A 13063-nucleotide genomic window follows, 5' to 3' on the forward strand; every position below is an offset into this window, starting at 1 on the left:
CCCTTCAATTATTCGGCCAGATCGATCATGACCATATCCCAATATTTCAACTTCGGAAGCTTGAAGGTCACTTTTCCGTCCTTCTGCTCCAGCGGCACGGACACCATAGAACCGTTGTAATAATCGGGAGAAGCGAACTGAATCCCGTTTACTTTCTGGTCCGTATGGAAAGAGACGGCGACGTCCTTAAGCTCCTGCGGCTCGGCCTGATTTCCTTCATTGTCGTTCCAGTTCATCGTCGTCGCATCAGTGAAATTAATAAAGTGAACGATATAGCTGTTATTTTTCTTTTTGGCAAAAGACCAAATATGCCCCTGTTTCGCCTCGGCTGAAATGCTTGGCCCGCCGGCCTCGGACTCCATCTTTAATTGCGCCGGCTGCAGACCATCCCGCAAAACATTCTGATAAGCGGCGAGGAAATCGTAGTAGCCAATCAGCTGTTTCTCCAAATCCGGCGAAACGGACAGCTTTTTATGCGGAAAATACTCTTTGGAGAGCATATTTTCCCCAAGCTCCAAATGGGCGCCGCCCGAGGCGAAGATGACCGCATCCGCCAGCAAAACGCCCGGCGCGTTAAACATGGCGCCGTAATTGGAGTAATCGTAATTGACATAAGCGGCGAGCACCGTATTGAGCCGGTTCCCGCTAAAGTCGCCGTTGCGGTCAATAATTTCCTTCAGGCTGCTGTACTCCGGAAAGTCCGACCATACTTCGGTATACAGGAAATCAAGCGGCGCCAGCGCTGCAAGCAATCCCTGCCCGAATTGACTGACCGCATTCATCACATAGTGGACGTCCAGCTGCTGTTTGGCGGACTTGAGAAACGAAACATAAGCTTGCGGCAGCTCCACAGCCTTCCCCGCTGCGTTCCATAGTGTCCCCCGGCCGCCCAGCTGATCGACATGCCACCCGTCGAAAGGCAGGTGCTGGAATACACCTTTTTCTTTCCCGATCAAGTAATTTTGCCAATCCGGGTTTGCCGGGTCGTACAGCATAATATCGCTGGCCCATCCCGGCAGCGGATGATTGTCCTGCTCTGTTTGATCGCGGTCCTTAAACAATCCCCACTCCTTGCTTACACCGTCTTTTTCCGCATCCGCATATGCGCCGAACAGAAGATTGTAATTCATCGCCTTCATATTTTTGCTGTGGGCCAGATCGATATAGCCCTTCACCGTATCAAACGACACCGGCCGATTGGCGATATCCGCCCACTCTGCCGCCGGCTTGCCGCCTTCCAGCTTTAACGGATCGTGATGCTTGTACTGCCAATCGTAAAATTGAATGCCATTAATATGGAACCGGTTCAGACGTTCAATCACGTTCTCCATTTGCTCCCGGCCCAGCTTCGGAAAATCGGCCAAATATCCGTAGCGGGGAAATTTACTCCAATCCGAGGAAACGTCGACGGCAATATTGAGGTGGTCCACGACGGTTTCCTTATTCGCTACAAACACTTCCGCCATATAACCTTTAAAATCGTCCGCAGGCGGCGTCCACTCCCATTCCGCTTTATCACCGGCCGCTTGCAATTGCTGATCTCCAATGACTTCGCCAAGATGCCGATATTGAACGCGTATGGTCATATCGCCTGCCGCTTCTTTTAACCGCAACGAAAATTTAACGGTTTCGCCTGGACGATATGCAGCTTTGTCGGTTGCAAGAAATTCCGCAACGCCAAGGCTTGTTACCTGATCCGCTTGTATCTCCTGTTTGTCTTGGCATCCGGCAGCAAAAACGGTCATCCAGCTGCTCAGCACAATGGCCATGCATTTCATTTTCGTCAGATGAATCCCCCCTCTGTGATTCGATGGCTGTAATAACAAACCTACAACGTTTGTACACCGGTTTGGGATAGGGAGCGGTTGCGAGTTTGGGTAGACATTTGACCTCTGTTGTATGCCAGAGACGACATTTCTCTCCGTCGCCCCCGTACAACTCTCTACCCTACACAAAAACAACCGGATCCCGAAACGGGAAACGGTTGTTTTTTCGGGAGGCTGAGCGGTTAGCTTCCGCTGCCAGTCTCCTTATTGAGTTGCTTCGTAACTTCAGCCGTAATTTGCTCGCCGCCTTGCTCTTTCCAGGAGACGACCCATTCATCAAAAGCTTCGATCGGTGCAATTCCCATGATGATTTGCGTAAAGACATCGTTTTCTGTGTCCTTCAGATGCTTCCATCCGCTTTCCATCGCGGGTGTAAATGAATGATAGAGGCTGTATATGCGATTAAGATGCGGATCGAGCAAATTCCTCCCGCCTACCATAAGCGAATAGGCCCTTTTGAAGTTTTTATCTCTTGCTTTCCAATACGTAATATCGGTGTTATCGTAGGGAGGCAGCTTCGCATCGCGAATGGCGGCCAGATCATTGGCGAGCAGCGGGTATTCATCCATACCGGAAAAATCTTCGAGCTTCCGGGTTCCTGCCAGCACGTCAACTATCGCTTTCGCCGAAACCGATATCTCATCCCGCGGAGCGAGCGGATTGCGCAACGGCTGAAATTCCGTCCCATATTTGTACTCGTCCCGCAAAATTAAATTCGCCACTTGAATGACGGCTTCCGGATGTTCATATCCTTTGCGGACGACAATAAACGATTGCGTTCGGTTAAAAACTTTGGCATTAAACTTGCCCTTCTCATCAAGCGGCAGCGCGTAAGCCTGCCAGTTGGCCCTTGGATTGTTCTTCAGCGCCTCCGGCACCGGCCAATATCCTCCGGAATACGGCGCGAAAAATATGCCGGCTTTTCCGTTGATTACGACTTCGGCGGCCGATTCACGAATCCCCATTTCCTGATCGATTAATCCTTTAGCATAAAGATCGCGAAGCTTCGCCAGCGCAGCTTTAACTTCCGGCTGGATGGAGCCATATACCGCTTTTCCATCGCTGCCCTTGAGCCAAAACCCCGGATAAGCGTCATAAGCGGAAAATATCGGATTAAAATTAAAGCTTCCGGGACCGGATTGAAAATCGTCATAAAGCGAGGCGTCCGCCGCTATACCGATCGTGTCCGCCCGGCCGTTGCCGTCGGGATCGCGTTCGACAAACGCCTTCGCCGTCAGCTCCAATTCCTCCATCGAAGCCGGCGGCCGCAAACCAAGCCGATCCAGCCAATCTTTGCGGATCCACATCATACTGACGTCCTCCGCACCAACCGACGGAAGCGCCAGCATTTTCCCATCGACAACAGCTTCCTCAAGCGCCTCTCCGTGCGTTCCTTCAATAATGCGTTTCATGACGGGCGATGCATAGTCGCGATACACGCCGGTCAAATCGGCAAGCTCATCTGCCCGGATCATTTGTTTCAGCTGGAACAGCGACACCACCATCGCATCGGGCAGCGTATTGCTCGTAATGGCCAAATCCATTTTTTGATCCATATTTTGGTTGGCGACAATCCAGGCAATCTTGATATCCACATTCAATTGCTCTTTTATCGCCTGTACCCAAGGATTATTCGCAGGGGTTTCGCCTGTATACGTCTTGAAATTGGGGTCCACTCCCATGCCGACTCTTAATGCGACTGGCTGCTTAAATTTGCCGAACGGAGCCGGTTCGTCCCGCTCCCGGGCGGAATCAGTATCAAGCATACTGACTCGCCAACCTGCGGCGATCAGAAGCAATACTGCGGCAATCGAAAGAATTATCCTTTTGTTCAACATGCCTTCTCCTCGTTTGATCGGCTATTATGATTGCTCTGTCCGTTTACGCAGCCGGTACTCACTGGGCAGTATACCGGTTTGGAGGCGAAACGTGCGGCTGAAGTACTTTTCATCCATATACCCGATATTTTCCGCAATCCATTGGATCGTCTTATTCGTACTGAGCAAGTATTGCTTTGCCTTGTCCATGCGAATTTTTCGGATATATTCGTTGAACGTGATGCCGATAATATCTTTGAAGCATTGGCTAAAGTAGCTTCGGCTCATATTCATCCTTGCCGCTACTTCAGCTGCCGTCAGCTGCCGTTCCATTTCGGCATGCATCAATTTTTCCGCTCGCAAAATGCAGTGAATGATTTCTTCTGAATATTGGGCTTTTTCAGCGGAAAGCCGCGCCATTCCGCGAACATCCTCCTTCATCCACCGCTCAATTTGAAACCATGAATATATGGGCTGGATCAGCTTGATTTCCCCCAGCATCGTTTGCGTGAAGATGTTGTTCCACTCATTGACAAAAGCATACAGCAACCCGAAAAGCCTTGTTTGCGGCATTCGCAGCCATTTTAATTCCCGGACAAGCCGTATAAACAATAAATCGTTATACAGCCACTCCGCGGACATCAAGAAATCTTTGAGCGGACCTATTTTTTCTTCGGCCGGCTCAAACGGGGCGTGATATTCCCGATGAATGCATACCGAGATGAATTTGTCGTCCGGCTGAAAATCATAAAACAACTCTCTTTCCATATAATCCCTCATCCACCGCCGTATGTCATTCAGCGTTAACCCTTCTAAATCCGACAGCTTGACCAGCACGCTGTTCGGCAATTCGTTCACTTTCCCGGTAAGCTCCTGCAGGAGATCGCTATCATCGTCGGCTTCGAAAAAAATTAAACAACCGCTGCGATCGACTTCAACGACTTCGACATATGCAGGCAGCTTTAAATTCCGACCCCAATCGCTATAGGAAGCCTCATCGAGGCATATGACGGCGTAGCCTTGCTTCAATTCAGTCGCATGATGCAGAGTGCGCTGAACCGGGTTTTCCTTCGTCCTCTCCCGAATCCGTGCGGCAATCCTTGCGAGCACTTCCTCCATCTGGTCTTTCTCAAGCTCCACCTTGGCGATATAGTCGATCGCTCCCAAGCGAAGCGCCTCCTGTATGTATGCAAAATCCTGGTGTAAAGTAAGAACGACAATATGAAGCTCCGGAAAGCGCTCGCGTGCAAGACGCATCAGTTCAATGCCGGACATGACCGGCATCGCGAGATCGGTAAGCAGCAAATCGACGTCATGCGCGGCCAGCAGCTCCAGCGCTTTTTCCCCATTGTTCGCTTCGCCGACAACCTGCATATCAAATTGCTGCCAAGGCAATACGGAAATAATGCCTTTCCTCACCAATTTATCATCATCGACGACAAGCACGTTAATCATCACTTGTTCCCTCCTCTTCGATCGGCAATGTTAAATATATGCTCGTCCCCTGTCCAATCTTGCTTTGGATTTCAAGCTTCGCCCTGTCGCCGTAACGCGATTCCAGCGTGCGCTTGACATAATTCATGCCGATGCCCATACCGATCTTCCGCTGGTCGCTCCCCTTGTTATGAAGCAGCTCCTGAATGGCTTCCTCCGAAATTCCGGAACCGTTGTCGTAAACCGCGATCTCGAGCCCCTGCTTCAATTTGACCTCCACCAAGATGTATCCTTCATCACTCAATCCGTGGTACAACGAGTTTTCTACTAGCGGCTGCAGAATGAAACGCGGGACCTCGCTTTTCAGTACACCATCATCAACATCAATTCGCACGTCAAAATGATAATCATAACGAATTTGCTGCAGGATCAAATATTGCCTTGTCGCTTCAATCTCTTCCTCAACAGTTGATGGACGGCCCAGTTTTCCCAAATTATAATACAATAATTTATTGAGCGATTGCACAAGACGGTCGATTTCGTGCTGTCCGTTCATGACAGCCAGCCAGTGCGCGGTATCGAGCGTATTCATCAGAAAGTGAGGGTTAATCTGGTACAGCAGCTTCTCCACCTCGAGATCGACCCGCTGCTTCTCCTTTTCGCTGATTTCGTCAAACAAGTCCCAAATTTGTTTTTTCATCTGCTGGAAACGAAACAGCAAATAATCAAATTCCGGAATGTTTGTCCGTTCCGGGTGCGCTTTCGTCTGCGTATTCGTAATCATTTTGATCTCGGTTTGGAACTGATTGAGAGGCTTGTACACCATCTTCCACAACAGCCACGCCAGCAGCAAGGTCAGGCCTACAAAAAATAAGGAAAAAAGCGAAATTTGCAGAAACCACTGGTTCTTTTCCTTGTTAAAATCCGCCTCCGCGATGACGGACACCATGCTCCATCCTTGGCTGCTCGTATGCTTGAACCAGTAATAGCCTGAAGTGTAGCCGGAGGTGGCCTCCCCCGAAAATTCGGCGGGAATTGCGCCGTTGCGGAAACGTGAAACTTCACTGTAGGCGATCCTGCCGTTATTGTCCAGTATGATATGGGAAAGGTTGCTTTCGGGTCGATCGCTGCCCAGCATATTTTGGACCAATTGAAATTCGGATTCCATATACACATATACATCGTCGCGGCCCGGAAAATTTACTTTTCGTAATGCTGAGAACACAAGCTTGTTGTCCAGACGGTTAAAGCTCTCATGCGGCCCATAATAGGAAATCCCATAATATTGCGCAAAAAGCGGAAGTTTATCGGGTGAAAAGCTGTATTTCACCGGCAAATTTTCGAAGCGGTACGTTTGATCTTTATTAAAATAATACAGCGTAAGTCCAATATCCGGGTTCGTAAAGGTGATTAGATTTAGCGTGCCTTTGAACTGATGCTGCAATTTCATCCGGCTAAACGGATCCTTGGCCTTCATAAGCTCATCGAGCTCTCTCACGATACTCCCTTCATATGCCAATTGTTGGGAAATGTGATTGAGATTGCTAATGGAATTTTCCAAAGAAAAATTGACTTGCTTGAGGTTGCTGCGAATGCCATTTTCGATTTTGTTGGACAAAATAGAGTTGATCGTATAGTACGATATAATGCCGATACAAGTAACTGGAACGAGCGAGCTAAATAAAAAGATAATAAATATTCTTTTTTTCAAAGTCATCGATAATTACCTCATGATTGTGTAACCGTTTTAATATATTCTATCTGTCCACAAGGTGAACCGCAATCAATAAAGATATTATAAGTGTAAACTTTATCACTCGATATATATTTTTTGTCCTGCTGTAATGACAATAATCCCATCCGCCGCGGCGCGCTAAAGCCCTGGTTTTTAGGAGTTTTCATCACCATGCTTTTGGAAATACATTGAATCCGATAGATCATTTAGTGCACTGCTCAACCTTAGAATCTGTGCTTGACTTCCTTTCCCCCAAAACTAACTGGATTTTATGTAGGTAAATACCCGGAACAGAACGATTTTTGCGGTCTAACTGGAAATCATCCAGCTAGTTGGGGCCAAATCGAGCCTATCCTTCTCTATCTCCCATTCTAACTGTAGGTTTTCCATCTAGTCCGACGATCTAGCGAACAAAACAAAAAATGAACTGTAGAAAATCCATTTAGTCGGCCAATATAAATATATTTCTAGCCAAATGGGGCTATTCTACAAGTTTCCGGTCCATATTGTGGTAAATCAACAGACCTACGTTCAGTGTATCTATTCATCACCTTAAAAAGCCCCCTTATAGGCAATTAAGCGAATATGCGTTAATATATTTGATGCCAAACGAAGCAAGTTATAGGCAAACACACCATCTTCCAGTTGCTCCAGTACACAGCTCCACCAATGGTTTGCTTGCGAAACAAGGTACTTGACGGTCAACTTGCCGCTGCGGATAATAGGAATAATCATTCCCATACAACGAAAATAAAGGAGAATCCTGTTGCTGAACGATCTATATCAAATGGAGACGATAGAACAATTGACCGCAAGTATTCAGGAAGAGCCTTCGCCGGACTTACTGCGTCAGACGTTGTTTGCAGAGTATGACCGCTATTTCCAATATGCGAACATAGAGGAATGGAACAAGCTGGTTCGTGTTTGTGAGGCGCTGCGCATTGTAGGGTGGGGGGATCGTGAGCCTGTGGAGGCGATTGCCGAAAAATGGATCAACGGCTCCTATTATTCCGGTTTGCGTACCCGAACCTTTACGACAGTGGAAGGCACATCCAAGGGCTGGAACAAGCGCGGCAATACGTTTGTCATAGACGGAGGAGACGATCGCGCTGACTATGGAATCGCTGCTTTGGCTACGCAACGCAATCCATTGCCCAAAAATCCTGTTCGCCTGGTCACATCGGGCAATTATCAGCGATCTGCACAACCGTTTGTAGACAGCTTGGAGGAGCTTAGAGAGCGGCTTGACTGCGATATGCGGCAGGACATGTACGGCGACGGTTTTGGCTATCTGGGCATTTGCTGCTGGTTTAGTCATCACGACGATCCTTCCCCCAGTGTACGTTACGAATATTTTCATGCGGAGCAGGACGTCCCGCCTGGTTTCGCTGGCGGTTTCTATATTCGTCCCCGGTTGGAGATCGGCAAACTGGCAAAACGCCGCGGAGAGCTGAAGCTGGAAATCACCCGGCATTTTACCCGGCAGGAGGGAGAGCTTCCACTTGAGACACAGAAGGAGATGTTTAAGCAGGACCTGCTGGAAATGGTCGCGATCTTAGACGAGAAACTGAAAAAGAAGAAGACGCCCTACCAGACAGATAGGTTAAAAGAAGATTTGGCGGCTGTCCTGGCAGAGTGGTGAACAGGAACCGGAGAGCACCGGCTCCAATACACGTCTCGGGATGCTAGCCCCTTACCCCGACCGGACTTTCACCGGCTAGAAGATTCGTACTTGGCTGGGTACGCGCTGCAGTAAGAAGAAACGGATGACGCCGTCCTTGGTGCGAGGCAAGTTTCTTCCCCTAAAATTTTATAGAATTTATCAGGTAAAACATATAAATGCTATAAAATCAAAAAAGAGGCGTGATGACACACGTCTCTTTTCAGTTCTGGCGTTTTGGCATGTTGCGGACGAATCGATCATCTCCTGGTCGAACCCTGCACAAGCATTAGCTGGAATAGAGCGAACAGTATGTACGGTCAAACCGTCCTGCCAGCAAATCTTCTTTACGAATAAAATAATGCAGAACGCCCGCATCCCACCAGCAAAATCCGACGTCGTTATCGGTATCGATCTCGAGCAGCATCACGATATCGCCGATCTCCTGCTTCGCCTTGTCCTTATCCCCGCCGAGCTTCTTCGCGATTTGGTTCAAAGCAGAGTCCATTTTGTAATCGTAGTTTTTTCCGGTGAGAAGCATCAAGGCCGCTTCGTATTCCGCATCGTCATGTTGGGATGTGGGATAGCCGAACAACTGCAAAATATCTTGTTCGCCCTCGTCCCGGATGTCCTGGTAAACCGCCTCAAATTCGTCGTAACCGACGTCATCCGTCTCGATCCGGTCATAATCGATATACGCATAGTTCGGCGGTTCCAGCGTTGCGCGTGCGCTCAACGCAAACCCTTCAAACGTTTCTTCCATCGTCGTCTCTTCCGGGGAGGGACGATGCACAGCTGCAGCAAGCTGCTCCGCCGTCATAACCAGCACCCGGTGCTCAATATGGTATGCTGGCTCATCCACACCTACGAAAAACGACAGCATCCCTTCCTTTGGCAGCAAGGAAGATTCGTCATGCTGTGCCAGCTCCTGCAAATTCAATTGGGCAAGAAACGTCATCGCTTCTCCATCGGAGGTCATCGGCCATTCCCAATCCGGCGGCAGATCCGGATCTCCTCCTACACGGGAGCGGCCAGGCTTGCTGTAATCTGCCGGACCTGTCTTGGCGCAGCGAATGCCAAATTTCGTCGTTTCCAACAAATACGGAATCGCATGTGCAAATTGGTTGTCACGCAGTTTCGTCTCCAAATCGTTTCGTTTCTGTCCGGTCCATTGCATCGTTGTTTCCTCCTTGAAATGCGCTGTCTCGATGACGAGTTTCGTTTGATAAAATTGGCCGTTGCTGTTCGTTATTTCTGGCCCCAATTTCTCTATCGGGTTTCGTACTCGACCCTTGCAAGAAGAATGGTCGAAGAACCTGTCGGTAAGTCTGCTTCGACGATTTGGAACAATTCATCGTTTATGGCTCCATAAGGTGAATCGTTACCGTACAGGAGAATAATCGAATTATAAGCTCGGATAGACTCATCGATCGTTGCCGGCAGTTGTTTAACGAACGAATCGTGCGGCGAATATTCCGACCTCAAATATTGTATAAAGGCTATATGTTCTTCCGCATTGTTGAAAAAATGCATCTCTAAAAAATCTTCATCGATCCAGGAATACCCTGTGCTTACTAGAAAGGCAGAAGGCAGTGCACCTCCGTCATCGTCGTAAACGGTCTCGACAAACGCTTCCAGTTCTTCTTCGGAAGAGAAGTTGGCCCCCCATATCCTTACGATATGTTTCATCGTAAACTCACCTACCCTATTCAGCTTCAGAGATAAGGCACCATAATGATCACGTCTTATTTGCCATGTATTTACGGAGCAGACGAAAGGAAACTAACATATTTTTCTTATTCGACATTGTATTCTCATATTCCTTGCTGTCGAAATGGCGAAGCGCACCAAAAACTGCCGACAATGACTATGTCGACAGTCTGTAAACCCGAATTCTCAAGCTCATGAGGTGGCACATTTGTTCGTCATTAATGTCATGTAGGCAGCTACCGTTCAGCTTTAATTACCTTCAGTAAGCTGCCGCAGGTCGAGAGATGCAGCCCTTCATGAATAAGTCCGAAGTTGAACAATTCGCCCGCAAGATTGAAAGTAAAGGGCCCAAATTGCTGCGGCGGTGTGAGAGGATTTTTCAGGCTATGAGGATCAATCTTGTCAAAAAGCCCCATCTGCCGGGTGAGCTCCCCAATTAATTCTTCTTTGGACGGCGGTGCTTCTGTCCAGTCTGACGGCTTTGTCCCCGAATCGAAGAATGCTTTAAACGATGCTGGAATTGCAGATTCCATCTGGAAGCAAAGCGACATATAGGCATCCATCCAAAAAACGATATGGCCGACATTCCAGCGAATGGTATTGTTGAACGCATCCGGCTTTATGTCGTACAGCTCCTCAGGGATCGCTTGAACCTGTTGCAAAACGATTTGACGCAAAGTTTGCGCAGTGTGGATGATGATCTCGGACATGGAAAACTCCTCCTTTTCATAGGGAAACCTTGATATGTGTCCAGAATAAGCCGATCGGAAGTTCCGGTCAATGCAACGTTCATTACCATTACGTTAAGTGTGACTTAACAATAACACTTGTTTTGAGGGGGCTTCCCAGTATAATAAAGCTTGAGAGAAGAATCGTCCAAAATGGAGGTGCGTGATGGAACTGAAACAGTTACAGTATTTCTTGGCGATATGCGAGGAGCTTCATTTCTCTAGAGCTGCCAATAAGATGGGGGTCAGTGCGCCCAACATCAGTCAGCAAATGAGAGGATTGGAGGAAGAGCTTGGGGTTCTACTCTTTGATCGGAGCGGAAAAAAAATCACGCTCACCGATGCAGGGGAAATCCTCCGCGCGCACGCTGCGGCCGTATTTGGACATCTTCAGCAAGCAAACGACGCCATCTCTGACCTAAAAAAGACGAAAGGCGGATCGTTCTCCATCGGCGTTCTGCCTGGAGACGCTGACCTATTGTTTAATTTGTTGATATTAAGATTTCACCAGACCTATCCGCAAATTGCCCTCTCCCTTTTGGAAACGACCAAAGTGACAGAACAGGTTCTGGATCGCAGCATCGATGTCGGCGTGACAATTGAGCCGATCTCCGATGAACGGCTTACGAAAATCCCACTATTTCACGAGGAATTTTCATTAGCGGTAAACGTTCACGATCCAGTTTCAAAGGAGTCTTCCGTTTCATTGAGGATGTTGCAGAACATGAAGACCGTCCTATTTCCGCCAGACCACCACTGTCGCAAAGTAATCGACCAATTTTGCATGGAACAGGGCTTCCGTTTGAAGCCACAGATGGAAGCCACGACGCTGTCCTCACTCATTCACATGGTTGAAAGTGGAGTCGGTGTCAGTATACTTCCACGTATGTTACTGGATAATTTGGGCAGTAAAGAAATTAGGACAATACCCCTGATCAATCCCATACCCAGTCAAGACATTTGCCTTATCTACCGCAGTGACAGATTTGTCGGATACGCCATACGCGCATTCATCAGGATGCTTCGAGAATATATCGAGGCAGCTACCCTGAACGTGAAGTCTCCCAGCCACGGCCATTCTTGAAGACACCTCCAGCTATCGGCCAACACTCGTCAACACAATGGTTGGAAGGCGGCATGGGCCAAGTCCCACCGGCCGCCCGCGGCGGGGCACCCCCTCAACCTCATCGCTGCCAGCGATGCGCTCTACCGCCGCGGTCGGTTTCAATGCCGTTTTGCTTTTTTCCAGCGGCAGACGAGCATCAACTTTTCACCGTTCAGTTCGGCCGTCAGCGTGCCGCCCATGTTGTTCATCAGGCTTTTGGCGATAGGAAGGCCAAGCCCGGATGTTTGGGAGGATCGAGCACGGTCTGCCGTGTAGAACCGATCAAACAAAAGGTTAACGTCACTTCCGGCCAGTTCCCTCGCATCGTTATTAATGGTCAAGTCTACTGTCTCCTGCTGCTGTTCCAACCAGATTTCAACCTGACCGGAAGCATACTTTACCGTGTTGACAAGCAAGTTCTCAACTACTCTCCGCACAGCCGATTCGTCGGCGTATACGGACACATTTTCCTCCGGCAGCCGTATGTCAGGTATGATGCCGCGTTCGTTGAACGAATCGTAAAATTCGACCACAATGTCGGAGATTAAGGCGGTCAATCCAAGCTTTTCGGTTGTAAGCGGGTAATCTGGCGATTCGATCACGGATAGCTCGAAAAAATCGTTCAATAATGCCTGCAAGCGTTTGGTTCGATTTTTCACGACAGCGATGTATTCTTGTTTCTCTACAGGCGTTATGTTCTCCGCCTCCAACAACTGGATATAACCGAAGATAGAGGTTAACGGAGTACGGATATCATGGGAAATGTTCGCGGCCGCCTGCCGAAATTCGTTTTCGATTCGTTTTCGATGTGCTTCCGCTTCGACGATTAAATGAGACTGACGATTGATTTGCCCAGCAAGCGCTTCGAGCTTCGGATCGAATAGGGAGATGTCGATTTTTTTGCCCGTTACTCCTTCGTTGTAGCTTCGCAATTGCTCCGTCATCCGTCCTAATTCCCGCCTCAGCATCAGTAGATGGACAAGCAGGAAAGCTGCTGCCGCCATTGATAAGATCGTCAGGACAAGCAACACTTTCCTCGCTCCCATCA

11 protein-coding genes are annotated in these 13063 nt (G+C 48.6%); 2 read left to right on the top strand and 9 right to left on the bottom strand.

Annotation, left to right across the window (positions count from 1 at the left end; translation table 11 throughout):
- Positions 1 to 8: 8 nt before the first annotated feature.
- The 5 genes from ACFQ0N_RS27170 to ACFQ0N_RS27190 form a co-directional block, all read right to left on the bottom strand.
- A complete protein-coding gene (locus ACFQ0N_RS27170) occupies positions 9 to 1778 on the bottom strand; it encodes a glycoside hydrolase family 66 protein (protein ID WP_379332294.1) in 1770 nt (589 codons plus the stop codon).
- A 230-nt stretch (positions 1779 to 2008) separates the two neighbouring features.
- On the bottom strand, positions 2009 to 3661 hold the full coding sequence (locus ACFQ0N_RS27175) for an extracellular solute-binding protein (RefSeq protein WP_379332296.1): 1653 nt from the start codon (positions 3659 to 3661) through the stop codon (positions 2009 to 2011).
- A 27-nt stretch (positions 3662 to 3688) separates the two neighbouring features.
- Positions 3689 to 5098 carry a response regulator gene (locus ACFQ0N_RS27180; RefSeq protein ID WP_379332298.1) on the bottom strand — a complete coding sequence of 470 codons (1410 nt, stop codon included), beginning with the start codon at positions 5096 to 5098 and terminating at the stop codon, positions 3689 to 3691.
- A complete protein-coding gene (locus tag ACFQ0N_RS27185) occupies positions 5091 to 6794 on the bottom strand; it encodes a sensor histidine kinase (protein ID WP_379332300.1) in 1704 nt (567 codons plus the stop codon). Before ACFQ0N_RS27185 ends, ACFQ0N_RS27180 begins: the two co-directional genes overlap by 8 nt.
- 570 nt (positions 6795 to 7364) lie before the next feature.
- Complete coding sequence (locus ACFQ0N_RS27190) at positions 7365 to 7547, bottom strand: hypothetical protein (protein WP_379332302.1); 183 nt, start codon at positions 7545 to 7547, stop codon at positions 7365 to 7367.
- Positions 7548 to 7578: 31 nt separating this feature from the next.
- Between ACFQ0N_RS27190 and ACFQ0N_RS27195 the strand changes: the two genes are divergently transcribed.
- Positions 7579 to 8454 (top strand): hypothetical protein, encoded by an 876-nt coding sequence (locus tag ACFQ0N_RS27195; RefSeq protein WP_379332304.1) that lies wholly within the window; start codon positions 7579 to 7581, stop codon positions 8452 to 8454.
- Positions 8455 to 8761: 307 nt separating this feature from the next.
- Here the strand turns inward: ACFQ0N_RS27195 and ACFQ0N_RS27200 are convergent, their stop codons facing one another.
- From ACFQ0N_RS27200 to ACFQ0N_RS27210, 3 genes are all read right to left on the bottom strand, one after another.
- The gene (locus ACFQ0N_RS27200; protein WP_379332306.1) at positions 8762 to 9649 is read right to left on the bottom strand and encodes a YwqG family protein; all 888 of its coding nucleotides are present in this window, start codon (positions 9647 to 9649) and stop codon (positions 8762 to 8764) included.
- A gap of 92 nt (positions 9650 to 9741) precedes the next feature.
- Complete coding sequence (locus tag ACFQ0N_RS27205) at positions 9742 to 10161, bottom strand: immunity 22 family protein (protein ID WP_379332308.1); 420 nt, start codon at positions 10159 to 10161, stop codon at positions 9742 to 9744.
- A gap of 257 nt (positions 10162 to 10418) precedes the next feature.
- Positions 10419 to 10892: a DinB family protein gene (locus ACFQ0N_RS27210; protein ID WP_379332310.1), complete on the bottom strand. Its 474-nt coding sequence runs from the start codon at positions 10890 to 10892 to the stop codon at positions 10419 to 10421.
- Between the two features lie 184 nt (positions 10893 to 11076).
- Between ACFQ0N_RS27210 and ACFQ0N_RS27215 the strand changes: the two genes are divergently transcribed.
- Positions 11077 to 11994 carry a LysR family transcriptional regulator gene (locus ACFQ0N_RS27215; protein WP_379332312.1) on the top strand — a complete coding sequence of 306 codons (918 nt, stop codon included), beginning with the start codon at positions 11077 to 11079 and terminating at the stop codon, positions 11992 to 11994.
- Positions 11995 to 12134: 140 nt separating this feature from the next.
- Here ACFQ0N_RS27215 and ACFQ0N_RS27220 read toward each other — a convergent pair whose 3' ends face one another.
- On the bottom strand, positions 12135 to 13046 hold the full coding sequence (locus ACFQ0N_RS27220; RefSeq protein WP_379332314.1) for a sensor histidine kinase: 912 nt from the start codon (positions 13044 to 13046) through the stop codon (positions 12135 to 12137).
- Positions 13047 to 13063 lie beyond the last annotated feature (17 nt).

It is taken from the genome of Paenibacillus sp. GCM10027626 (assembly GCF_042676285.1).
Taxonomy (GTDB): Bacteria; Bacillota; Bacilli; order Paenibacillales; family Paenibacillaceae; genus Paenibacillus_Z.

Bases quoted from the DNA above. Each gene is read 5' to 3' on its own strand.
- ACFQ0N_RS27170 (WP_379332294.1), bottom strand. From the start codon at position 1,778: ATGAAATGCATGGCCATTGTGCTGAGCAGCTGGATGACCGTTTTTGCT.
- ACFQ0N_RS27180 (WP_379332298.1), bottom strand. From the start codon at position 5,098: ATGATTAACGTGCTTGTCGTCGATGATGATAAATTGGTGAGGAAAGGC.
- ACFQ0N_RS27185 (WP_379332300.1), bottom strand. From the start codon at position 6,794: ATGACTTTGAAAAAAAGAATATTTATTATCTTTTTATTTAGCTCGCTC.
- ACFQ0N_RS27190 (WP_379332302.1), bottom strand. From the start codon at position 7,547: ATGATTATTCCTATTATCCGCAGCGGCAAGTTGACCGTCAAGTACCTT.
- ACFQ0N_RS27200 (WP_379332306.1), bottom strand. From the start codon at position 9,649: ATGCAATGGACCGGACAGAAACGAAACGATTTGGAGACGAAACTGCGT.
- ACFQ0N_RS27205 (WP_379332308.1), bottom strand. From the start codon at position 10,161: ATGAAACATATCGTAAGGATATGGGGGGCCAACTTCTCTTCCGAAGAA.
- ACFQ0N_RS27210 (WP_379332310.1), bottom strand. From the start codon at position 10,892: ATGTCCGAGATCATCATCCACACTGCGCAAACTTTGCGTCAAATCGTT.
- ACFQ0N_RS27215 (WP_379332312.1), top strand. From the start codon at position 11,077: ATGGAACTGAAACAGTTACAGTATTTCTTGGCGATATGCGAGGAGCTT.